Consider the following 21,984-nt stretch of genomic DNA (forward strand, 5'->3'; position numbering starts at 1 on the left):
TCGTCAGCGCTCCAGTACCCAGGTGTCTTTGGTGCCGCCGCCCTGGCTGGAATTCACCACCAGGGAACCCTCGCGCAGGGCCACGCGGGTGAGGCCGCCGGGCACCACCCGGATTTCCCGCCCGTTCAGCACGAAGGGCCGCAGGTCGACATGGCGGGGGGCGATGCCCTGCTCGACGAAGGTCGGGCAAGTGGACAGCGCCAGCGTCGGCTGGGCGATGTAGTCGGCCGGCCGCGCCTTGATGCGGTCGGCGAACACCGCCCGGTCGGCGGCGGTGGACTGCGGCCCGATCAGCATGCCGTAGCCGCCCGACCCGCGCGTCTCCTTCACCACCAGTTCGTGCAGGTGCTCCAGCACGTACTTGCGGTCGTCGTCCCGTTCGCAAAGATAGGTCGGGACGTTCAACAGGATGGGCTCTTCCCCAAGGTAGAAGCGGATCATTTCGGGAACGAAAGGATAGATCGCCTTATCGTCCGCGATGCCGGTGCCGACGGCGTTGGCCAGGGTGACCCGGCCGGCGCGGTAGGCCGCGAACAGGCCCGGCACGCCCAGCGCGCTGTCGGGGCGGAAGGTCAGCGGGTCCAGGTAATCGTCGTCGATGCGGCGGTACAGCACGTCCACCCGCTTCGGTCCCTGGGTGGTGCGCATGTAGACGAAGCCCTCGTCCACGAAAAGGTCGCCGCCCTCCACCAGTTCCACGCCCATCTCATCGGCCAGGAACGAGTGTTCATAATAGGCGCTGTTGTAGGACCCGGGCGTCAGCACCGCCACGGTGGGCGCGTCACGGCAGGCCGGCGGCGCCACCGACTTCAGCGTGTCCAGCAAGTCTTCCGGGTAGTGGGAGACGGGCGCGAGCTTGTGCATGCCGCAAAGGTCGGGCAGCAACCGGAGCATCGCCTCGCGGTTCTCCAGCATGTAGGAGACGCCGGACGGCGTGCGGCAATTGTCTTCCAACACATAGAAATTGTCCGGATCCAGGCGGACGATATCGATGCCGGCCACATGGGTGTAAGCGCCGGCCGGGGGCAGGAAGCCCTGCATTTCGGGCCGGAAGCTTTCATTCCCCAGCACCATGCGTTCCGGCACCTTGCCCGCGCGCAGGATGTGGCGTTCGCCATAGACATCGGCCAGGAAGGCGTTCAGCGCCTTCACCCGCTGCTGCAGGCCCAGCGACAGCCTGTCCCATTCGGACCGCGCCAGCACGCGGGGAATGATGTCGAAGGGGATCAGCCGTTCCGGATCCCCGCCTTCCGTGTACACCGCGAAGGTGATGCCCACACGCCGGAACAGCGTTTCCGCCTCGCGGCGCTTCAGTTCCAGTTTGTCGGACGGCATCTCGCGCAGCCATCGTTCGATGTCCGCATACGGGCCGCGCACCTGATCCGACATGCCCATTTCATTGAATGGACCGTCTGTTTTCGCCATAAACCCCTTCCCCATCGGTAGGCCCGACTGATTGGTTGAGCAAGAGCCACGCCAACTCGGCCTAGCCTAGGAACTGCCCAGGAAATATGCGTTCCGCCAAGGACGCAAAAGCATGGGCGCCCAATGCGCAGGCAACGGCCCGCCGTTCATCGCCCATAAATTGTGCAGACGCTCTCATGGCCTCTGGCAGGCGCCCGATGCGGGCCGTTGCGGCGATATGATCATGGGTTTCCTCCTCAACCGCGCGCCGGCCGCCGTGGCAACCAAAAGGCGCGCTTATCCTTGTCCGCCTTCAATCGAACAGGCCCTGCGTCAGGTCAAGACCCGGCCAGGACAGTCAAAAGAAGTTCATTTGAGTGAACAGGGTTTCAACGGGCGGCTTCTATCGCTTAAGCCAAGTCCCGGCGGCCCATTTCGTCTAGAAAAGCGCTAGCCGCGCGGCTTAGCCCGCGATCGGGATGGCGCACCAAAGTGAAGGCGCGCGGGGCCAAGGCCAGCGGCACGGGGTACAGCAGCCCCACCTCGATGCTGCCGCTGGCGACGGAGGCCGACAGCGCCGCCGCGCCGCCGCCCGCCTCCACCGCCGCCCGCACCGCCTCGTTCGAGGGCAGTTCCAGCGCGATGCGCAACCGGGCCGTATCCACACCCAAGTCCGCCAGCGCCGCCAGGAAGGCGGAGCGGGTGCCCGAACCCTGTTCCCGCATGATCCAGGGCGTCTCGTGCAGGTCGGCCGGCGCCACCGTCTCGCGGAAGGCCCAGGGATGATGGGGGGCGACCACCACCACCAGCTGGTCCAGCGCCACCTGGTGGGCGGACAGGTCGGGGCTGTCCACCGCCCCCTCGACGAAGCCCAGGTCGGCCCTGCCCTCCAGCACGGCGGCCGCGACCTGGGCGGTGTTGCCGATGGTGAGGTCCAGCTCCACGCCCGGGTGCCGGTCGCGGAAGGCCACCAAGTGGCGCGGCAGCCAATAGCTGGCGATGGTCTGGCTGGCCTGCACCCGCAATTGCCCGCGCTGCAGCCCCGACAGTTCGGCCAGCGCCCGTTCGGCCATGTCGGCCCGGGCCAGCACGGCCTTGGCCTCCGCCAGGAACAGGCGGCCGGCCTCCGTCAGCGTGATGCCGCGGCCCACGCGGTTGAACAGGGCCGTCTGGTAGCGATCCTCCAGCGCCGCGACGGCGGCGCTGGCGGCCGACTGCGCCAGGTTCAGGGCCCGCGCAGCCTGGGTCACATGCTGGCGCTCCGCCACCGCCACGAAGATGCGCAACTGTTCCAGGGTCAAGGGATAGGCCCGTTGTCAGGTACCGCCCCAGCGGCGGCGTCGCCGCCACTCTAGCGCAGGCGCGGGCGGCACGGCATCATTGTCCGGAAGCGGGCAACCTGGCTGTCCGGAAACGGACAAGGCGCGGTTCCGAACAGCGCCCAAAGCCCGTTGAATCAAGAAATACCAAGGGCTTGAGCGGTGGTCCGCCCTTTGCTTGCGGGCGCGGCGATCCCGAAAACGGGGTGGGGAACAGGGAAGCGACCATGCTGTACATCGCGGCAAGCCAGGCCGTCCGGTCCTTGCGGCAGGTGAAGGCCGATATCGTCATCAGCCTGGCGGGGCTGGTGGTCGGGCTGACGGCCAGCCTGTTGATGGCCCTGCTGATCCGCGACCAGATGGCCTACGATACCTTCCTGCCCGACCATGCCCAGCTGTACCTGGTGGACAGTATCCTGGCGCCGGTGGACGAGGACCAGGACGCCGGCCCCCTGGTGCGATGGCGCACCCCGCCCGACCTGGCCGCCACGCTGGTGGCGGAGGCGCCGGAAGTGGACGCCGCCGCCCGCCTGCTGGACGACGCCCGCAAGATCCGGCGGGGAAACGCCGCCTTCCGTGAGTTCGTCACCTGGGTCGACCCCTCCTTCGCCGACATCATGCACCTGCCGGCGGTGGAGGGCGACCTGAAGGAAAGCCTGGCCGACCCGGGGGCGGTGGCCCTGACGCAGACCATGGCGCGCAAGCTGTTCGGACCGGAATCCCCCCTGGGCAAGCGCATCGAGCTGGATGAGCGCACCACGCTGCGCGTGCGCGCCGTGCTGAAGGACCTGCCCTTCCGCAGCCATATGCGGGAGGTGATGATCCTGGCGTCCTCCGCCTCGCCCTATTCGCCCTTCAGCGCGCCCCAGTCCCGTGTCAATGGGCCACGGACCGATGGCGGCGACAGCGACCCGGCGGCGGCGCGGACGACGGGCGACGTCTACACCTATGTCCGCCTGCGCGATGGCGCCGACCCGGCGGCGGCGCAAGCGACGCTGGACGGGCTGGCGGCCCGGCATTGGGGGGCGGGGCATGCGGGCGGACAGTCGCCGCAGCTGGTGCCCATGACCGGCCTGCAGCTGCACGCCGGCCTGAACCCCGACCGGCTGAACCGCATGTATATGATCGGCGGCATCGCCCTGCTGACCCTGCTGATCCCCTGCATCAACTTCATCAACATGGCCACGGCGAGGGCCACCCGCCGCGCCGTGGAGGTGGGGGTGCGCAAGATGGGCGGCGCGCGGCGGCGCGACCTGGTCACCCAATTCATGCTGGAAACGCTGATCCTGGTGGGCATCGCCATGGTCATCGCCCTGTCACTGACGGAACTGGCCATCCCCCCGGTCAACCGCTTCCTGGACGCGCGGCTGTCGCTGGACGCCGCCTCGCCCGAGGTGGGGGCCATCGTCGCCGGCCTGGGCGCGGGCGTCACGCTGCTGGCCGGGTTCTACCCCGCCCTGGTGCTGGCGGCGCACCGGCCGGTGGCCATCCTGAAGGGCAGCGGCCCGGGCACGGCGGCCCCGGTGGTGGACCGGACGGCCCGGGTGCGGCAGATTCTGATGATGGGGCAGTTCATGCTGCTGGTCATGCTGCTGGTGGGGGCTTCGGTCACCTATCGCCAGCAACAGCTGCTGACGCGCGACCGCGTGTCCTATGACACCGCCGACATCCTGATCCTGGACGCCAACTGCCCGGAATCAATTCGCGTCGGCCTGCAGCATATCGACGGGGTGAAGGGCGTGGGCTGCACCGGCATGGAAAGCCTGGAGCGCAGTCGCCCCCTGGTGACGGCCACGCTGAACGACGGCCACGCCGTCCGCCTGAACCGCGTGGCGGCCGACCCCGGCTTCCTGCCCGTTTTCCACCTGCCCGCCCTGGCCGGGCAACTGCCGGACCCGAAGCGGCCCAGCACCGTGCGCCACAAGGTGGTGATCAACGAGACGGCCGCGCGGGCCCTGGGCAACGACCTGCCGGAGGACGCCATCGGCCAGACGCTGCACCTGCCAGGCGTGGACGGCGACGTGCAGGTGGCAGCGGTGGTGCCCGACTTCCCCATGGGGTCGTTACAGGACAAGATCGCCCCCACCTTCTTCGTCAGCGATCCCGGCGGGTATGAGCTGATGTACGTGAAGCTGGCGCCGGGCGACCGCGCCCGCACGCTGGCCGCCATCGACGCCCTGTGGCGCCGCGTGGGGGAGCTGACGCCCAGCGACCGTTATTTCTTCGACGATCACCTGAACTCGCTGACCAGCCTGATCCGGCATGAGACGCAGATGATCACCCTGTTCAGCCTGATCAACCTGGGCATGGCCTGCGCCGGCATCTACGGCCTGTCGGCCGTGACGGCGGAGCGGCGGACCAAGGAGATCGGGGTGCGCAAGGTCTACGGCGCCTCGCTGGCCGACATCCTGCGCCTGCTGCTGTGGCAATTCGCCAAGCCGGTGCTGCTGGCCAGCGCGCTGGCCTGGCTGCCGGCCTATCTGTTCCTGCACCGCTGGCTGGCGGGCTTCGCCTATCACGTGGACATCGGCCCCTGGACCTTCGTCGGCCCCACCGCCCTGGCCCTGGCCATCGCCGCCGCCACCGTGGCCGGCCAGACCATCCTGGTCGCCCGCGCCCGGCCGGTGCTGGCGCTACGGTATGAATGAAAAGGCCCGCCGACAGCGCCGGCGGGCCCTTCCCCTCAATGGTCCGTTAGCGGCGTCACGCCCACACCGTCACGATCAGCACCAGGCTGAGGCCGGCGATGAACAGGCTGGCCAGGGCGCCCAGGGCCAGGGGGGCGATGCCCTTGGCGGCCATGCGGCCGACGTGGGTGTGCAGGCCCATGGCGGCCAGGGCCAGGGTCAGCAGGCTGGTGGTGACGCCGGGGGCCCAGTCCTTCACCACGGCGGGAACGGCGTGCAGGCTGTTCAGGGCGACCAGCGCCACGAAGCCCAGGATGAACCACGGCATGGGCATGGGCTTGCCGCCTGTGCCTTCCCGCCGGCGGCGCAGGGCGCCCAGCGACAGGACCAGGGGGGCCAGCATGGCCACGCGGGTCAGCTTGGCCACCGTGCCGAATTCCCCAGCCTGCTGGCCCGACTGGAAGGCGGCGGCCACCACCTGGGCGATCTCATGGATCGAGGCGCCGGCCCACAGGCCGACAGCCCTCGGTGCGAGATGCAGGGCGGCGCCCAGGGCCGGATAGCCGAGCATGGCGATGCTGCCGAAGACGGTGACGCAGGCGACGGCGTAGGCCGCGTCCTCATCATCCGCCTGGGTGACGGTGTTGGCCGCGACCACGGCCGAGGCGCCACAGATCGAGGTGCCGGCGGCGATCAGTTCCGCCAGCGGCGCGGGCACGCCCAGCCAGCGGCCCACCGTCTTGGTGAAGACGAAGGTGGCCACCAGGCTGACGGCGATGATGGCGACGCCGGTGGGGCCCACCGCCGCCACCTGGGCCGCCGTCAACTGCAGGCCCAGCATGGCCACGGCGATGCGCAACAGGCGCTTCAGCACGAAGGTCACCCCCGCCTGCGTCACCGTGGGAAGGCCAATCGCGCTGCGCAGCACGATGCCCACCACCACGGCCAGGATCATGGGGCTGAACAATCCCAGGGCCGGCACGCGGTGCAGGGCAAGGCCAGCCGCCGCCGGGATGAGGCAGTAGACCAGGCCCGGGACCAAGCGGGTGGCGGAGGCCAGCGTGGGCCAGCGGACGGCGGGTGCGGCGGCGGTATGGGCGGTGTGGACCATGATGGCGGTGCCTTGATGCGAAAGGGGCGCGACCCCACTGGATCGCGCCCCCAAACATCGCTATTTCACACAAAACCATCCAACAGATTGTTCTGTTGATATCAATCTGACTTTTAGATTAGTCGGCGGCAACCTTATGATGGTGCCCGTGCGCCTTGCCCTTGGCGGCCTTGCCCGCCACCGTCACCGCCTTGGCGTGGGCATGGCCCTTGGATGCCGCGTGGGCCGTCCCATGCCGGCCGGCGTGGCCCGAGGCCACACGCTGGCGCGTGGCGGCGGCATGGCCGCGCCGCTGCACCGGGGCCACGGCCACGTGCACGGTGCGGGCCCGGCCGGCGTGGACGACGCGGCCGGTGCCGCGGGCGCGGGCCACCCGCGTCAGGGGGCGGCCGGCGGCCAGCGCCACCAGCTTGGGGTCGGTGTCGCGGTTGGCGAAGGCGTTGTCCAGCAGGGTTTCCATCAGCGTGTCGCGGGTCTTGGCGCTGCTGCCGCCGAACACCACGCCGAACAGGCGGCGCCCATCATGCACGGCCGAGGACACCAGGTTGGAACCGGAGGCGTTGGTGAAGCCGGTCTTCATGCCGTCCATGCCGGGGTAGCGGTACATGAGGCGGTTATGGCCGGTCAGGTGGCGACCCTCGAAATCGAACTCGCGCGTGGCGAAGTAGTGATAATCCTGCGGGAAGTCGCGATGCAGCGCCATGGCCAGGCGCGACATGTCGCGCGCCGTCGTCACCTGCTCGCGATCAGGCAGGCCGGAGGCGTTGCGGAACACGGTGTTGGTCATGCCCAACTGGTGGGCCTTGTCCGTCATCATGCGGGCGAACACCTGTTCGCTGCCGCCGGCCAGGGCCTCGCCCACCACGGTGGCGCCGTCGTTGGCGGAAATGACGATCATGCCCAGGACGCAGTCCTTGACGCTGACCGTCTGCCCGACCTCCAGCCCCAGCTTGGTCGGTTCCTTGTTGGCGGCGTTGCGCGACACCGGCAACTCATCCTCCCAATGCAGGCGCCCTTGGTGGATGGCCTCGAAGGTGAGGTAGAGCGTCATCATCTTGGTCAGCGACGCCGGATGGTTCTGCTCATCCGGGTTCACGGCGTTCAGCACCTCGCCCGTGCCACCGTCGACCACCAGGGAGGCGTAACCCGCCTGCGCCGGATGGGCCGCCCCCAAGCCGACGGCGACCGCCCCCAGCGCCGCGACGACAGCCCCCAGCCGGCCCAGGACACGCCGCGCCACCCCAATCGCCCCCTTGAAACCCACCGTGCCGCTCCTCTCGCCCCTAGGGAATGGAATACTGTCCCTAGGGGTAGAAGATTCAGCGGATTCTGTCCAGGTATTGGGTGGGGTAAAGATGACGCAACAAGATAAAGGGTGAATCACCCGGCGGGGGTGGCGCCGTCGATAGCGGAATCAATCTGCGGCACCAGGCCGCGCGGGCCATCGAAACAGCCCTCCCGATCCCTGCGATTGGCGGTACCATGGCGGGCCCGCCCCTCAACAGGCCGCCGCCGCCATGCCTCCACCCCCTTTATCGGAAACCCCCGACGGGCCCTGGCGCTACTGGCGCCCCGGGGATGGCGCGGCCGTCGAGCTGGGAACGGTGCGCGGGCGCGACGTGGCCCTGCCCGTCCATTTCCATGAAGAGGATCAGGTGACCATGGTCCACCTCGGCGTGCGCCGCTTCGTCATCGCGGGCGTCCCGGTCGAGGTGGCGGCGGGCCAGGCGGTGCGCATCCCCGCCGGCGTGCCCCACCTTTCCCTGCCCAGCCCGGCCAGGGTGGTCTGCACCAACCTCTACCTGCCACCGGGCACGGCACGGGCGGCGGCCGGCATCGACACGGGATGGGAAACCGTGACCCGGGCGGCGGCGCTGGCGGGCCTGAGCCGGGAGGGGTATTCCCGCCGCTTCAAGCGGCTGCACGGCCTGGCGCCGCAGCGGTTCCGCCTGCTGGACCGGCTGAACGCCGCCCGCGCCCTGCTGCGTCAGGGCGAGGCCATCGCCGCCGTGGCGGCGGACACGGGCTTCGCCGACCAAAGCCATCTGGGCCGCTGTTTCCGCGGCACCTTCGGCGTCACGCCGGGACGCTATCGCGCCGGCTGAGGTCACACCCGTTCTATAGCGCGGCGCGACACACCGTTATCCGTGGTGCCACCGTCACCCTTTGGAAAGCCGCGCCCCATGCCATCCCTCGCCACCGTGCTCCCCTGCCTGCTGGTGGTCGCCGCCGGCGTCAGCCTGGCCGTGCAGCAGGTCCTGAACGCCAACCTGCGCATGGCGCTGGGATCGCCCTGGTGGGCGGGCTTCACCAGCTATCTGGTGGGGATGGCGGCCATGCTGCTGCTGGCGCTGACGATGCCGGGACCCCGGCCGACGGCGGCGACGCTGGGCGCCACGCCCTGGCCGGCCTGGGCCGGCGGCCTGTTCGGCGCGGCCTTCATCGCCACCGCCATCCTGATGATCCCGCGCTTGGGCGCCGCCACCGTCCTGGCCCTGATCGTGGTGGGGCAGATGCTGTGCGGCCTGGTCATCGACCATGTCGGCGCGCTAGGCGTGACCCCACATCCCGCCGGCGCCGCCCGGCTGCTGGGCGCGGCGCTGCTGATCCTGGGCGTCGTCCTGGTGCGCCGATAGCGACCTGCCGGTGCCGCCGATGCATGATATCGGAAACCCCGATTTTACCGCACGGTCCCCTACCCTCTAGTTTAGGGACGCCATGGTTCGGAGGCCGGCGGGAAAAGCCCGCCCCGACATGGCAGGAGGATAACGGACCGGCGCCCGCGCCCGTCCCCAGGGAGGGTGTGACGTGGCTTCCAAAAGTCGGACGGCCGGCCTGCCGCAGGGCCTGGCGCTGCTGCTGCCCAGCACGATGTCGGTCATGGGCGTCGTCGTGTTGGCGCCGGTGTTGCCGCAAATGCTGGCGCATTTCAAGGACATGCCCCAGGCCGATTACTGGGTGCCCATGATCCTGACGACACCGGCGCTGTGCGTGGCCCTGTTCTCCGCCCCCGCCGGTTGGCTGGCCGACCGCTTTGGCCGCCGCCGGCTGCTGATGCTGTCCATGCTGCTGTACGCCGTCTGCGGCGTGGCCCCGCTGGTCCTTGATGATTTCCGGGCCATCCTGGCCAGCCGCGTGGTGGTGGGGGTGACGGAGGCCGCGGTCATGACCCTGACCACCACCTTGATCGGCGACTACTTCAAGGGGCAACAGCGGGAGAAATGGCTGGCGCTGCAAACCGCCGTCGCCTCCATCTCCGCCGTGGCGCTGTTCGTCATCGGCGGCGCGCTGGGCAGCATCAGCTGGCGGGCACCCTTCGCCGTGTATGCCAGCAGCCTGCTGCTGCTGGCCGGCATCCACTTCTTCACCTGGGAGCCGGAGGAGACGGCGGACGTCCTCCAGCATCCCGAGGCGCACCGGAAGGTGGCCTTCCCATGGGGTCGCCTGGGCGGCATCTGCGCCATCACCACCTTCGCCGCCGTCCTGTTCTATACGGTGCAGGTGGACCTGTCCCTGGCGTTGACCGGTCGGGGCGTCACCGATCCCGCCACCATCGGCGGAATGACGGCGGCGGCCAGCCTGGCCGTGCCGGTGGGCACCATCGCCTTCCAACGCCTGTCCGGCCTGCCGGTGGCCCTGCTGTTGCTGGTGGCGTTCGCCCTCTGCGGCGCGGGCTTCGGCGGCATGGCGCTGGCGACCGGCCATGGATGGCTGCTGGCCTCCGTGGCGCTGGCCCAGTTCGGCTGCGGCCTAATCCTGCCCACCCTGCTGACCTGGGCCCTGCGCGGCCTGGCGTTCGAGATCCGCGGCCGGGCCACCGGTCTGTGGCAGGCGTCCTTCTTTGTCGGGCAGTTCCTGAGCGCCTTCGTCGTCACCACCCTGTCTCATCGCTTCGGCGACATCTTCAGCGCTTTCCTGGGCCTGGCCATCGCCAGCGGCATCGCCGCCGTGCTGGCGCTGGGCGGTCTCGCCCTTATGGGCAACCGCGCCCAGGGGGCAACCGCGCCCGGGGCGCGCTGAGGGCCCGATCCTCCGTCACGGGCAAGGGGCGGCCCATCCGGGTCGCCCCTTTCTCATGCCCCCAGCAGGTCGGCCACCGCCTCGCCGATGGCGAGCGAGGAGGTCAGCCCCGGGCTTTCGATGCCGAACAGGGCCACCAGGCCCGGCAGGCCGTGCACCGCCTGCCCATCCAGGCGGAAGTCGGGCTGCGCCTCCCCGGGACCATGGATCTTGGGCCGCACGCCGGCATAGTCCGGCACCAGGGCGCCGTCGGGCAGGCCCGGCCAAAAGCGGCGGATGTAGCGGTAGAAGCCATCGGCGCGGCTGGGGTCCACGCGATGGTCCGGCGCCTCGACATATTCCAGGTCGGGGCCGAAGCGCGCCTGCCCGCCCAGGTCGCGGCGGTAGTGCACGCCCAGGGCGCCGGGTATGGGCGGCGGATAGACCAGGCGCTTGAACGGCGCCCGGCCGTTGAGGGCGAAATAGCTGCCCTTGCCGTAGTGCGCCCGGGGGATCAGGTCGGCCGGGAAGCCCTCAATGCCGGCCGCCACATCCTGGGCCGACAGGCCCGGTGCGGTCACCAGCAGACGTGTGGTGACGGTGGTGGGATCGCGCCCGCCGGTGCGCACGGCGTAGCCGCCGCCCTCCAGGGGCGTGGCGCCCAGCACCGGCGTGCCGGTGACCACCGCGCCGTCCCGCCCTTCGATCTCCCCCCGCAGCGCCACCATGTAGCCATGGCTGTCGAAGATGCCGCTCTCCGGCGAGATCAGGGCGGCCACGGCGCGCAGGTCCGGCTCCAGCGCGTGCACCTCGGCCGCGCTCAACCAGCGCATGCCTTCCACGCCGTTGATCTGGGCCTGGTGCAGGATGCCCTCCAGCCGGGGCACCTCCGCCTCCTCCGTCGCCACCACCAGCTTGCCGCACTTGTCGTAAGTGACGCCGTGGGCCTCCAGGAAGGGATACAGCATCCGCCGGCCCGCCACGCAGAACCGCGCCCGCAAGGAACCGGTGGGGTAGTAGAGGCCGCCGTGCGCCACCTCGGAATTGCGGGACGACACGCCCTGGCCAATGGCGTCCTCCGCCTCCAGCACCGCGACGGTCAGGCCGCGCAGGGCCAGGGCGCGACCGCAGGCCAGACCCACCGCCCCCGCCCCCACAACGATCGCGTCGAAATCCGTGTCCGCGCCGGCCATGCCTTGCTCCCGTCCTATCCTCGGGTCAAATCTGCCCGGACGGCGCCGCGTCGCGCAATGCCGCAGGCATAAACGGCGCCCCAAACCTTTTGGCAGGGTCAAACCTTTAAGATAATTGTCGGCCAAGGGGCCGCAGCGTATTACCTTGGGGATGTTCGTTTACCTGCCGGAAATATCCGCAGGCCATAATGGATGCCGTCGGCGCATGGGCTATGGGGTTGCAAGGATGGGGTTGAGGACGGCTTGCCACAGCGGCCTTCGGGGCAGGGCATGACCCCGGCGGAAGAGGATCGCGCCCGCACGCTGACCGACCTGGTGGACCGGCTGTCGCCCGAGGCCGCGCGCAAACTGTTCGAAGAGGTCGACTCCAGCCCGGACCAGAGCCGGGCGATGGTGCGCCGCGCCCTGATCCAAAAACTGAACGCCCAGCGCCAGGCCCACGCCCGGCGCCAGTTCACCCAGCTGTTCGAACCCTTCCTGACCAGCGACCCTTGGCTGCTGCGGGAGGAGTTCCACTGCCCCGGCAGCATCCACCCGCTGGACGTGGGCGGCCTGTGGTCCGCCCTGGCCGCCAAGCCGCTGGCGCCGCTGAGCCGCTCGGTGGATGAGACCCTGTCGGCGCTGGCCCAGGAACAGCCGCTGTTCATGGTGCTGCGGACGCCCAAGGCCCTGGCCCTGCGCGAGGAATTGCGCGTGGCCGCCGCCGCGCGGCTGTCGCAGACCCTGCAGGACAAGGCGGCCACCAAGGATTTGCTGGAGGCGATGAACGCCTGGCGCCGGACGGAGGCGACACGCAAGAACCTGGGGGTCGTGCCCCGCCCCCTGATGCTGGCCGACCTGTCGCTGCTGTACATGCTGCTGGAGAACGGCGGTCCCTATTCCCGCCTGGTCATGGGCCTGAATGGCGATGACGACAATGGCGGGGCCGACGGGGCCGACGCCGTGCTGTCCTTCCAGGCGCCGGGCGTGCCGGCGGCCCAGGCCAACCAGCTGACCCTGCTGATGCCCCTGGTGCTGTTGAACCGCCACCGCGCCTACCGGCAGATGAGCGGCTATTTGGTGCAGGGCCCCACCGACTGGCAGCCGGTGCTGCTGTCGGCCCTGGTGCGCCACCTGGCCCGCACCTGCCAGGTGCTGGCCGATGAGCTGGGCGCCCTGGCCGGCGCCGGCGAGGTGGCCCGCCGCCCCCTGGTCGTCGCCTCGGAACGGCGGGAGCTGCTGGAGCGGGAGCTGGTCTACCTGGACGACCTGCTGACCCTGTTCGACGAATTCGACCTGCTGCGCGACGGGCGCGAGGCCAGCCTGGCCCACGGCAACCTGGACACCATGATCAAGAAGGTGGAGGGCGCGCTGTACCCTTACCTGTCCATGCGCGTCTCGGTCACGGCCCATGCCAAGGGTCGTATGGCGCTGGACCATGCCGCGCTGGCCTGGGCGCTGGGCTATACCATGCGCTGGCGCAACACCCTGACCCGCAGCCTGCACTGGGGCACCCGCTACAGCGACTTCCGCGACCGGCTGGTGGAGGATCTGACGGACGCCTACCGCGCCGCCTTCTCCCGCACCGAGGCGGGCGACAGCCGGGAGCGGCTGGGCCAGGCCGTGCGCGCGGCGGAGCTGTCGCAGGCCGTGGGCGCCGATTTGCGCGAGAGCATGACCCTGCTGGACCAGGGGCTGGTGCAGACGGCCACCGACCGCCTGCGCGACGCCACGCCCATGACCGGCGCCGAGATGGCCTTGATCAGCACCCTGCTGGTCAAGGCGCAGAACGAGCTGCGCCGGACCAAGCACTGGCGTGACGCCAACCTGGTGAACTTCGTCACCCTGGCCGAGGGGCGCGGGCTGAAAGGCTGAGGCCTACGCCCGCGCCAGCCGGCGCGCCCGCTGCTTCAGGTCGCCCACCACGGAGGCCAGGGTCAGGCCCAAGCCGCCGGCCAGGACGTACCAGGCGGGGCGGATACCCGCGTCCCAGTCGAAGCTGAGGTTGGCCTCCAGCACCAGATCCGGCGGCAGGTGGCGCACCGCCCAGAAGCCCAGCGCCTCCGCCCCGGCCGTGCCCAGGGCCGCCATGACGCTGAGCCCCAGCAGCACAGGAACCGAGCGCGCCTGCCCGTCGGGCAGCAGGCGGTTCAGCAGACGGTAGGCCAGCAGCCAGGCCAGCCACCCGGCCATCAGGGTGGGTACCGTCACGTCGGCCTTTTCCTGCAGGAAGTAGTGGACCAGGCCCAGGATGGCGATGGGGTAGACCAGGGCGTGCAGCCGGCGCCACCGCGGCCCGCCCAGCCGCTTGATCATGCCGTCGGTGGACGTGACGCCCAGCGCCACCAGGCCCAACAGCGCCACGAATCCGATGGTGAGGTAGACACGGCGCGCGATCTCGGACGCGATGTGCAAAAGGTCCAGCGACTGGTCGGCCGCGTAGCCGCCCAGGTGGACCAAGGCGTAAAGGCAGGCGGCCACGCCGATGCGCCGCCGCACGGTCATCAGCGCCGGCCAGCGGGCGATGCGCGCCAGCGGGGTCACCAGCAGCGACAGCAGCAGGAAGCGGAAGGTCCACACGCCCACCTCATGGATGAAGGCGTTGTAGGGCCGGGGGCCCAGCTGCCCCATGACCGCGTCATAGGCGATGAGGACCATGGGCAGGCACAAGCCCGCCAGCACCAGGGTCATCAGCCAGGAATAGCGGCCGGCCCGATCCTGCCACAGGCGCCAGTTCATGCGCGGCCCCCCATGACGTCAATGCGATATGCAATACTGTTTGCAAAACTGATGGCAACAGCGCCGGGCATTTTTGTTGCATAACGCATTATCTTCGCCTTTTCAGGGGGATGGGGCCGACGCGCCACCCCAAGTTAATTCCTTATTTACCGTACCGCGCGCGGCTATCCGCCGCATCTGGCCCGGTCCTTGCGTTGACCAGTCCCAAAAGGGCTGCAAGCCCATCGGAACCGAGGACTTCTCATGACCCGCCTGTTGACGGCCCTGATCCTGGGCTGCCTGGCCTGGATCGTCGCCACCGCGCCGGCCCGCGCCGCCAGTACGAAGAACACCATCGCCTTGAAGGCCAGCGTCTCCACCGCCTGCACCGTGGACGTCACCGACCTGGGCGTCGCCCTCGATGTGGTGGGTGGGGAGACCAAGCGCCAGGTGGGCAGCGTGGTGGAAAACTGCAACGATGCCAAGGGCTACACCATCACGGTCAACTCCGCCAACAATGGCAAGCTGCAGTCGGGCAAGAACACCGTCGGCTTCACCACCATCTATGACGGCGCCAACGGCAACGGCAGCGGCAGCGTCTCGGTCACCCGGTCCAAGGCCACCTTCGCCAAGACCGCCGCCCTGGCCGTGACCATCGCCGCCAACGCCAAGACCATCGCCGGCAACTACACCGACACCCTGACGGTGACCATCAAGGCGAAGTAAGGCGGGGGCCCGACGGCCGCCTGCACAAAATCTGCACAAAAGACGCTGAATATCTGCTGACCGGCGCCCGCAGGGCTGCACGGTCGCGTCGCATAACGGCGGCATGACACCCGCCGGAACCCCACCCCCGAGCCCACACTCCGCCACCGTGCCACCGGCCCAGCTTCCCGTTGGCGTCCTGCGCGACGGCTGGTGGCTGGTGGCGCGTCCGAACGGAAAAGGCCCGACGGCTGTCATCCTGCCCTTCAAGCCCAGGAAGAGCCCGGCCCCATGACCGACACCACCCCTGACACGACCGCCGGCGCGACGCCGGGCGGCGGCGCCCCCGGCTTGCCCGCCGGCATCCTCCTGGCCGGCCTGGCGACCCTGGCCACCGCCCTGTTCTACGACGCGCCGCTGGGCATCGCCCTGCCCGCCTTCCTGGTGCCGCTATGCGCCGGATCGCTGCTGCTGAACCCGCCGGCGGAGGGGATCAAAAGACGGGTCACGGCAGGGGCGGCCCTGGCGGCCGTGCTGGCGCTTCTGATCAACGCCGTCACACCCCTGTCGCTGCTGCTGACCTTCCCAACCGTGGCGGCCAGCCTGCTGCATCTGACCGGCCGCTGGCCCCCCCGTCTGGAAGACCGGGCGCGATCGCTGGGCGCCATGCTGGGCCTGGGCCCCTGGCGCCTGGCGCGGGACGGCATGGCGGCATGGCTCTGGTGGTCGGGTCGGACATCACGGCAGGCCGTTGCCGCCACCATCGCCCGCTGGGTCCTGCCCCTGGGCCTGGGGCTGATCTTCTGCCTGCTGTTCGCCACCGCCAACCCGGTGCTGGGCCTGTGGGCCGGCCGCCTGCCGCTGGCCTTCCTGGGGGACATCGACGCCGGCCGCGTCGTCTTCTGGATGGGGACCCTGGCCCTGTTGTGGCCCTTCGTGCGCATCATCGGCGCCGGTCAGCACGACGCGCCACCGGAACCGATGGCCGCCAAGGAGAAAAGTGACGACCCGGTGCTGGCCCTGCTGCTGTCGCCGCAGACACTGGTGCGGGCCCTGGCCCTGTTCAACGGCCTGTTCGCCCTGCAATCCGCCCTGGACCTCTATTACCTGTGGACCGGCCATCAGCCGCCTGAGGGCGTCACGCACGCCGCTTACGCCCACCAGGGCGCCTATCCGCTGGTCCTGACCGCCCTGCTGGCGGCCCTGTTCGTGCTGGTGGCACTGGAGCGGCCGGGCGTGACCGGCACCGTGCGCCGCCTGATCGTCGCCTGGATCGCGCAGAACATCCTGCTGGTGCTGTCGGCCATGCTGCGCTTGGCCGCCTATGTGGAGGCTTATTCCCTGACCGGCCTGCGCGTCGCCGCCTTCCTTTGGATGGCCCTGGTGGCGATGGGCCTGGCGCTGATCCTGGCGCGCATGGCGCTGAGCCGGTCCAACCGCTGGCTGGTGGGCGCCAACCTGGTAGCGGCCGCGACCCTGCTGTACGGCGCCGCTTGGGTCAACATCCCCGCCCTGATCGCCGGCTACAACGTTACCCACAGCCGGCAAGCGGCGGGGAATGGCCCCGACCTGGACTGGGCCTACCTGGCGCGGCTGGGCCCACAAGCCATCCCGGCGCTGGATCGCTACACCGTCCTGCCCGACAGCCCGGGCCAGGCCGTCCTGGACGCCCGGCGCAAGTTGGCGGAGCGTTTCCTGGCCCGCCACGCCGACTGGCGCAGCTGGACCGTGCGTGACCAGAACTTGCGGGACTATCTGGCCGCCCATCCAGATGGTATCGATCACGAAGGGCAGTAATGATGGGCATCATGCACCGCATCCTTGTCGTCGATGACGATCCCCACATCCGTGACGTCCTGTGCTTCGCCCTGGAAAAGGCCGGCATGGCGGCGGAGTGGGCGGGCAACGGCGTGGACGCCCTGGACCTGGCCACCCGCAACCCGCCCAGCCTGGTGGTGCTGGACGTGGGCATGCCGGAGATGGACGGGCTGGAGGTCTGCCGCCGCTTGCGCCGCGCCTCCGACGTGCCCATCCTGTTCCTGTCCGCCCGGGATGAGGAGATCGACCGCGTGCTGGGGCTGGAGATGGGCGGCGACGACTACGTCACCAAGCCCTTCAGCCCGCGTGAGCTGGTGGCCCGCGTCAACGTCATCCTGCGCCGCGCGCGCGGCACCCCCCAAGGCGCATCCCCCGGCGCGGCCCTGGTTGCGACGCCGCAAGAGGACGCCCCGCCCCTGACACCTCCCCCCATAATCAGGGGCGCCCTGGTGCTGGACAGCGCCGGCCACCGGGCCACGGTGGCGGGCCGTGAGCTGGGCCTGACGGCCCGCGAATTCATGATCGTGAAGACCCTGGCCGGGCGGCCGGCGGTGGTGTTCAGCCGCAACCAGCTGATGGACGCGGCCTATCCCGACAACATCCACGTCTCCGACCGCACCATCGACAGCCACGTCCGCAACATCCGCGCCAAGTTCCAGGCGGCGGGGTGCGAGGACGTGGTGGAGACGGTGCACGGCGTGGGCTTCCGCCTGGGCCCCTGCACCACGGGCACGGCGCCGTGACACCCCTGCGCGTCCGTGCCAAATGGCGTCCGTCGCTGGGCATGATCGTGGTGGCGGTGCTGCTGGCGGTGGCGGCCTTGCCCCTGGCCGGCCTGTTCTTCTTCCGCCTCTATGAGAACCAGCTGGTCCGCCAGACGGAGGCGGAATTGATCGCCCAGGCCAGCGTGCTGGCCGCGGCCTACGCCGACGCGGTGGAGCGGCAGGACCCTCCGCCGGCCGTGTCGCCCACGCCTGTCGCATCCCTGGCGCCGGAGGAACGCTTCCACCCCATCGAACCGGCGCTGGACCTGACGGGCGACGATGTGCTGGGCCCCCGGCCGGCGGCCGTGCCAGCCACCGCCGCCGTGGATCCCGCGCTACAGGCCATCGGGTCCCAGGTCTATGCCATCGCCCGGCGGGCACAGGACCAGACGCTGGCCGGCGTGCGCGTGCTGGACTTCAACGGCACCATCCTGGCCGGAGCGGAGGAGGTGGGCCTGTCCCTGGCCGAGGTGCCGGAGGTGGCGGGCGCCCTGGCCGGCCAATACCACGCGGCCCTGCGTGTCCGCCGGTCACAGCATGAGCCGCCGCCGCTATACTCCATGAGCCGGGGGACGGGCGTGCGGGTGTTCGTGGCCCTGCCCATCATCGCCCACACGCCAGAGGGCGACCGGGTGGCCGGCGTCATCTACGCCTCACGCACGCCCAACAACATCTTCCGCCACCTGTATGGGGAGCGGCGCAAGGTGGCCCTGGCCGGCGGCGTCATCCTGGCGGTCATCCTGATCATCGCCTTCGTCTTTTCCCGCACCATCACCCGCCCCATCCACCAGCTGGTGCGCCAGACGCGGGAACTGGGCACCCGCGCCCTGGACGAGGGGCCGGCCGAGGCCCCGCACTACGGCACCCGGGAAATCGCCCTGCTGTCGCAAAGCTTCCACGACATGGCCCAGCGCCTGTCCGACCGCTCCCGCTACATCACCACCTTCGCCGCCCATGTCAGCCACGAGCTGAAGTCGCCCCTGACCGGCATCCAGGGGGCGGCCGAGCTGCTGCACGACGACCTGGAGGGGGAGGAGGCGATGGGCGCCGGTCCCATGGACACCGAACAGCGCCGGCGCTTCCTGGGCAACATCCTGGCCGACACCCGCCGCCTGACGGCCCTGGTTCAGCGGCTGCGCGACCTGGCCCAGGCGGACAACGCGGTACGCGGCGGCCGCACCAGCCTGTCCGCCGTCTGGCCCGAGCTGGCGGCCCAGTTCCCGAGACTGGCGCTGACCACCGGCGGCGAGGACGCCGCCGTCGCCATGTCGGCGGAGAACGTGATGATCCTGTTCAGCCACCTGGCGGACAACGCCGGCCGCCACGGCGCCACGGCGCTGGACATCGCCGTCGCCACCCGCGACTGGGCGGTGGTGGTCACCGTGACCGACAACGGCCACGGCATCTCCGCCGCCAACCGCGACCGGGTGTTTGATGCCTTCTTCACCACCCGGCGGGACAGCGGCGGCACCGGCATGGGCCTGCACATCGTGCAATCCCTGCTGCGCTCCCACGGCGGCGACATCCGCCTGGGCGACGCGCCGGAAGGCGGCGGGGCGGTGTTCGAGGTGACCCTGCCCCGGGTTTGAAGGCTTGAGGCGTCCCTCAAGCGCCGGGCGCCCGCGGTCGCGGGCTGCGGCATAAGGGAAACGTTATGCCGCTGGCTTCATTTCCGCCCGCCCAGCGCCGCCGCCGTGTCGGCCACCAGCGCCACCACCAGGGCCACGGCGCCGCAGACGAAGATCAAGGCATAGTTCTGGCCGCTGTGGTTGAACAGATAGGAATAGCCGTAGCCGGCCAGCGCCTGGAACAGGGCGAAGGCGGTGGTGGCGCGGCTCCACGCCGCCTGCTGCCGCTTATGGCTGTGCGGCAGCAGTTCGCGGATGCGGCCCAGGACCAAGGGCACGATGCCAGCGGTGAAAATGCCCAGGACGACGGTGGCGACGACGATGGCGGCAGGATGGCCGCTGACCGCCAGCAGGGCCACCGCGCCCGCCAGCAGGGCCAGGGACAAACGATAGGCCAGCCCCGCGCCCAGGCGGTCGGCCATGGGGCCGCTGATCAGAGGGCCGGCGATGGCGGCGATACCATACAGCACCCAATAGGACGCGCCGACATCCGCCCCCCGGCCCAGGCCGCGCGCGACATAGTCGACCAGCAGCACCATGACCGGCACCAGGCCCAAGGCGTTCAGGGCATATTCGGCGTAGAGCACGCGCAGGATGCCGCCGGTGCGCCCGCCCTCCGCCTCGCCGGCTGTCGTGACGGGGGTGGGCGCGTCCCCGGCCGGCCAGCCGAACCAGCTGAGGGCCGTCAGCAGCAGCGACAGCCCGCCCAGGCCCACCCAGGTCTGCACCAGGCCCAGGCGCAGCAGCGCCGGCACCAGGGTGCCCGACGCGGCGATGCCCAGCCCCAAGCCGAGGAAGATAATGCCGCTGACCAGGCCGCGCCTGGCCGGCGGGATGTGGGGCAGGATGCTGGTCGCCACCAGCACCATGATGGCGCCACCGGCCAGGCCCGAGAGGAGGCGCCAGATGAAGAACCAGGCGACCGACAGGGGGAAGGCGCAGGCGAAGAACGCCACGGTAACGGCCAGCATCATCAGGCGCAGGACCCAGCGGCTGGTCAGGCCAGCCGCCAGGGGCCGGCCCAGCAACGCGCCCGCCAGGTAGCCGGCGAAGTTGGCCGCCCCCAAGGTGACCACGTCGCCGGGCGCGAACCAGCGGGCGTCGATCAGCGGCGGGATCAGGGGCGTGTAGGCGAAGCGCGCCAGGCCGACGGCGACCAGGCTGCCGCTGAGGCCGGCGACGGCGGCCATCCAGGAGGCGGCGGACAAGCCGGGGGCGTGCCGGGGGACGGTGCCGTCCCCGGTGGTGGAGGTGGACATGGGATGAACCGCCTTTACTGCGGCCGGCTTTACGATGCTGGCCTTATTTGATGGTGGGTGCGTTCGTCGATGTCTGGCCGAACAGGATTTTCTTCCCCTCCTCCGTCACCGTGGGGCGGGTGCGCAGGGGCTCCCCCTTGGCATAGGCGCGGACGGTGGCCGGGCGGGCAGCCACGGCCCCGAACCAGCGCTTCAGGTCGGGAAAGTCGTCCAGGTTCTGCTGCTGCCGCTGCCACGGCACGATCCAGGGATAGATCGCCATGTCGGCGATGGAATATTCGTCACCGGCCACGAAGGGGCGGCCCGCCAGGCGGCGGTTCAGCACGCCGTACAGTCGGTTGGTCTCGTTGACATAGCGGGTCATGGCGTAGGGGATGCGTTCCGGCGCGTACTGCACGAAGTGATGGTTCTGCCCCGCCATGGGGCCCAGGCCGCCCATCTGCCAGAACAGCCATTCCGTCACCGTCTTGCGGCCGCGCACGTCGGCGGGAATGAAGCGGCCGGTCTTTTCCGCCAGGTACAGCAGGATGGCGCCGCTCTCGAACACGGTGATGGCTTCACCCCCATCAGCCGGCGCGGTGTCGATGATGGCCGGCATGCGGTTGTTGGGGGAGAAGGCCAGGAAGTCCGGCTTGAACTGGTCGCCAGCGCTGATGTCCACCGGGTGGATGGCGTAGTCCAGCCCCGCCTCTTCCAGGAACAGGGTGATCTTGTGGCCATTGGGGGTGGGCCAGTAGTACAGCTCGATCATCGGATACCTCACGGGGTCGGGCGGATGTCAGGGGCCCAGCAGGGCCAAGGCCGGTCGGGCCATGCCCTCCAGCTGGTCACGGTCGGCGTGCAGGCGCGCCATGACGCGCATGGCCACCACCACGCTCAGGAACAGGTGGGACAAGTCTTCCGCCGGCTGGGCCGACGCGATCGTCCCGTCAGCCTGGCCCGCCTGTAGATGGCGCAGGAAAAAGGCGCGGATTTCGCCCAGGCCGCCAGCCACCTCGGCGCGGATGTCAGGGTCCTGGGCCGTGACGTCCAGCGCGGCGTTGATCAGCATGCACCCCCGCCGCTGCGGATCGGCCAGCGAGCGTTCGACGACATCGGCCAGGTAGCCGGCCACCGCCTGGCGCGGCGGCAGCTGGTCCAGCCGGGCGATGCGCTGGCTCAGCGTCCCGCTCAGATACTGGTCCAGCGCCTTCATGAACAGGCCGCGCTTGTCGCCGAAGGCGTTGTAGAAGCTGGCCGTGGTCAGCCCCATGCGCGCCGCCAGATCCCGGGTGCTGGCCGCGCCATAGCCCTGCGACCAGAACCCGTCGACGGCGGCCTGCAGGGCCACCCCCTCATCAAACTCACGCGGCCGCGCCATGGCGGTCTCTCCCCCAAATCCGGAAAGAACCGCCAAACGCCATACGGGGCGGTTCTGTATCACTCGCTCCAATTAAATTAGAGCACTCGATACAGAACGC

At 70.0% G+C, this 21,984-nt stretch carries 18 protein-coding genes; 9 read left to right on the forward strand and 9 right to left on the reverse strand.

The window, feature by feature from the left end; genetic code table 11:
• Positions 1 to 3: 3 nt before the first annotated feature.
• Together UAJ10_RS00245 and UAJ10_RS00250 are read right to left on the reverse strand one after the other, a co-directional pair.
• Positions 4 to 1,395 (reverse strand): circularly permuted type 2 ATP-grasp protein, encoded by a 1,392-nt coding sequence (locus UAJ10_RS00245; protein ID WP_416235325.1) that lies wholly within the window; start codon positions 1,393 to 1,395, stop codon positions 4 to 6.
• Positions 1,396 to 1,814: 419 nt separating this feature from the next.
• Entirely contained in the window at positions 1,815 to 2,705 is an 891-nt protein-coding gene (locus tag UAJ10_RS00250) for a LysR family transcriptional regulator (protein ID WP_322913128.1), read from the reverse strand.
• A 245-nt stretch (positions 2,706 to 2,950) separates the two neighbouring features.
• On the opposite strand from UAJ10_RS00250, the gene UAJ10_RS00255 reads away from it, so the two are divergent.
• The gene (locus tag UAJ10_RS00255; protein ID WP_322913130.1) at positions 2,951 to 5,371 is read left to right on the forward strand and encodes an ABC transporter permease; all 2,421 of its coding nucleotides are present in this window, start codon (positions 2,951 to 2,953) and stop codon (positions 5,369 to 5,371) included.
• Positions 5,372 to 5,426: 55 nt separating this feature from the next.
• Here the strand turns inward: UAJ10_RS00255 and UAJ10_RS00260 are convergent, their stop codons facing one another.
• Positions 5,427 to 6,461: a YeiH family protein gene (locus UAJ10_RS00260; protein WP_322913132.1), complete on the reverse strand. Its 1,035-nt coding sequence runs from the start codon at positions 6,459 to 6,461 to the stop codon at positions 5,427 to 5,429.
• A 118-nt stretch (positions 6,462 to 6,579) separates the two neighbouring features.
• Positions 6,580 to 7,701 (reverse strand): D-alanyl-D-alanine carboxypeptidase family protein, encoded by a 1,122-nt coding sequence (locus UAJ10_RS00265; RefSeq protein WP_322913133.1) that lies wholly within the window; start codon positions 7,699 to 7,701, stop codon positions 6,580 to 6,582.
• A gap of 277 nt (positions 7,702 to 7,978) precedes the next feature.
• Between UAJ10_RS00265 and UAJ10_RS00270 the strand changes: the two genes are divergently transcribed.
• The 3 genes from UAJ10_RS00270 to UAJ10_RS00280 all read left to right on the forward strand — a co-directional run bounded on the left by UAJ10_RS00270 (position 7,979) and on the right by UAJ10_RS00280 (position 10,481).
• Positions 7,979 to 8,566: an AraC family transcriptional regulator gene (locus UAJ10_RS00270; protein WP_322913134.1), complete on the forward strand. Its 588-nt coding sequence runs from the start codon at positions 7,979 to 7,981 to the stop codon at positions 8,564 to 8,566.
• A gap of 78 nt (positions 8,567 to 8,644) precedes the next feature.
• Positions 8,645 to 9,097, forward strand: coding sequence for a DMT family transporter (locus UAJ10_RS00275; RefSeq protein ID WP_322913135.1), 453 nt, complete (start codon positions 8,645 to 8,647; stop codon positions 9,095 to 9,097).
• A 172-nt stretch (positions 9,098 to 9,269) separates the two neighbouring features.
• On the forward strand, positions 9,270 to 10,481 hold the full coding sequence (locus UAJ10_RS00280; protein ID WP_322913137.1) for an MFS transporter: 1,212 nt from the start codon (positions 9,270 to 9,272) through the stop codon (positions 10,479 to 10,481).
• A 53-nt stretch (positions 10,482 to 10,534) separates the two neighbouring features.
• On the opposite strand, the gene UAJ10_RS00285 is transcribed toward UAJ10_RS00280, so the two are convergent.
• Positions 10,535 to 11,653, reverse strand: coding sequence for an NAD(P)/FAD-dependent oxidoreductase (locus tag UAJ10_RS00285; protein ID WP_322913138.1), 1,119 nt, complete (start codon positions 11,651 to 11,653; stop codon positions 10,535 to 10,537).
• A gap of 270 nt (positions 11,654 to 11,923) precedes the next feature.
• Between UAJ10_RS00285 and UAJ10_RS00290 the strand changes: the two genes are divergently transcribed.
• Positions 11,924 to 13,507, forward strand: a complete 1,584-nt coding sequence (locus UAJ10_RS00290; RefSeq protein ID WP_322913139.1) for a hypothetical protein — start codon at positions 11,924 to 11,926, stop codon at positions 13,505 to 13,507.
• A gap of 3 nt (positions 13,508 to 13,510) precedes the next feature.
• On the opposite strand, the gene UAJ10_RS00295 is transcribed toward UAJ10_RS00290, so the two are convergent.
• Entirely contained in the window at positions 13,511 to 14,371 is an 861-nt protein-coding gene (locus UAJ10_RS00295) for a protein-methionine-sulfoxide reductase heme-binding subunit MsrQ (protein ID WP_322913140.1), read from the reverse strand.
• A gap of 243 nt (positions 14,372 to 14,614) precedes the next feature.
• Here UAJ10_RS00295 and UAJ10_RS00300 point away from each other — a divergent pair, with 243 nt between their 5' ends.
• The 4 genes from UAJ10_RS00300 to UAJ10_RS00315 all read left to right on the forward strand — a co-directional run bounded on the left by UAJ10_RS00300 (position 14,615) and on the right by UAJ10_RS00315 (position 19,226).
• Positions 14,615 to 15,076 (forward strand): hypothetical protein, encoded by a 462-nt coding sequence (locus UAJ10_RS00300; RefSeq protein WP_322913142.1) that lies wholly within the window; start codon positions 14,615 to 14,617, stop codon positions 15,074 to 15,076.
• Positions 15,077 to 15,346: 270 nt separating this feature from the next.
• Positions 15,347 to 16,852 carry a DUF4153 domain-containing protein gene (locus UAJ10_RS00305; protein WP_322913144.1) on the forward strand — a complete coding sequence of 502 codons (1,506 nt, stop codon included), beginning with the start codon at positions 15,347 to 15,349 and terminating at the stop codon, positions 16,850 to 16,852.
• A gap of 11 nt (positions 16,853 to 16,863) precedes the next feature.
• Positions 16,864 to 17,616 (forward strand): response regulator transcription factor, encoded by a 753-nt coding sequence (locus UAJ10_RS00310; protein ID WP_322913146.1) that lies wholly within the window; start codon positions 16,864 to 16,866, stop codon positions 17,614 to 17,616.
• A complete protein-coding gene (locus UAJ10_RS00315; RefSeq protein ID WP_322913148.1) occupies positions 17,613 to 19,226 on the forward strand; it encodes a sensor histidine kinase in 1,614 nt (537 codons plus the stop codon). Before UAJ10_RS00310 ends, UAJ10_RS00315 begins: the two co-directional genes overlap by 4 nt.
• Positions 19,227 to 19,303: 77 nt before the next feature.
• Here UAJ10_RS00315 and UAJ10_RS00320 read toward each other — a convergent pair whose 3' ends face one another.
• Genes UAJ10_RS00320 through UAJ10_RS00330 form a run of 3 tightly spaced genes read right to left on the reverse strand, consistent with a single transcriptional unit; the run spans position 19,304 to position 21,884 of the window.
• A complete protein-coding gene (locus tag UAJ10_RS00320; protein ID WP_322913149.1) occupies positions 19,304 to 20,524 on the reverse strand; it encodes a YbfB/YjiJ family MFS transporter in 1,221 nt (406 codons plus the stop codon).
• Between the two features lie 43 nt (positions 20,525 to 20,567).
• Positions 20,568 to 21,275, reverse strand: a complete 708-nt coding sequence (locus UAJ10_RS00325; RefSeq protein ID WP_322913151.1) for a glutathione binding-like protein — start codon at positions 21,273 to 21,275, stop codon at positions 20,568 to 20,570.
• A 27-nt stretch (positions 21,276 to 21,302) separates the two neighbouring features.
• The gene (locus UAJ10_RS00330; protein ID WP_322913153.1) at positions 21,303 to 21,884 is read right to left on the reverse strand and encodes a TetR/AcrR family transcriptional regulator; all 582 of its coding nucleotides are present in this window, start codon (positions 21,882 to 21,884) and stop codon (positions 21,303 to 21,305) included.
• Between the last annotated feature and the right edge of the window lie 100 nt (positions 21,885 to 21,984).

This window comes from Nitrospirillum guaranorum, from assembly GCF_034653275.1.
In the GTDB taxonomy this organism is placed as follows: Bacteria; Pseudomonadota; Alphaproteobacteria; order Azospirillales; family Azospirillaceae; genus Nitrospirillum.

Excerpts from the sequence above, each read along its gene's own strand:
- UAJ10_RS00245 (WP_416235325.1), bottom strand. The coding sequence starts at position 1,395 with ATGGGCATGTCGGATCAGGTGCGCGGCCCGTATGCGGACATCGAACGA.
- UAJ10_RS00255 (WP_322913130.1), top strand. The coding sequence starts at position 2,951 with ATGCTGTACATCGCGGCAAGCCAGGCCGTCCGGTCCTTGCGGCAGGTG.
- UAJ10_RS00260 (WP_322913132.1), bottom strand. The coding sequence starts at position 6,461 with ATGGTCCACACCGCCCATACCGCCGCCGCACCCGCCGTCCGCTGGCCC.
- UAJ10_RS00270 (WP_322913134.1), top strand. The coding sequence starts at position 7,979 with ATGCCTCCACCCCCTTTATCGGAAACCCCCGACGGGCCCTGGCGCTAC.
- UAJ10_RS00275 (WP_322913135.1), top strand. The coding sequence starts at position 8,645 with ATGCCATCCCTCGCCACCGTGCTCCCCTGCCTGCTGGTGGTCGCCGCC.
- UAJ10_RS00285 (WP_322913138.1), bottom strand. The coding sequence starts at position 11,653 with ATGGCCGGCGCGGACACGGATTTCGACGCGATCGTTGTGGGGGCGGGG.
- UAJ10_RS00290 (WP_322913139.1), top strand. The coding sequence starts at position 11,924 with ATGACCCCGGCGGAAGAGGATCGCGCCCGCACGCTGACCGACCTGGTG.
- UAJ10_RS00295 (WP_322913140.1), bottom strand. The coding sequence starts at position 14,371 with ATGAACTGGCGCCTGTGGCAGGATCGGGCCGGCCGCTATTCCTGGCTG.
- UAJ10_RS00300 (WP_322913142.1), top strand. The coding sequence starts at position 14,615 with ATGACCCGCCTGTTGACGGCCCTGATCCTGGGCTGCCTGGCCTGGATC.
- UAJ10_RS00305 (WP_322913144.1), top strand. The coding sequence starts at position 15,347 with ATGACCGACACCACCCCTGACACGACCGCCGGCGCGACGCCGGGCGGC.
- UAJ10_RS00310 (WP_322913146.1), top strand. The coding sequence starts at position 16,864 with ATGCACCGCATCCTTGTCGTCGATGACGATCCCCACATCCGTGACGTC.
- UAJ10_RS00320 (WP_322913149.1), bottom strand. The coding sequence starts at position 20,524 with ATGTCCACCTCCACCACCGGGGACGGCACCGTCCCCCGGCACGCCCCC.
- UAJ10_RS00325 (WP_322913151.1), bottom strand. The coding sequence starts at position 21,275 with ATGATCGAGCTGTACTACTGGCCCACCCCCAATGGCCACAAGATCACC.
- UAJ10_RS00330 (WP_322913153.1), bottom strand. The coding sequence starts at position 21,884 with ATGGCGCGGCCGCGTGAGTTTGATGAGGGGGTGGCCCTGCAGGCCGCC.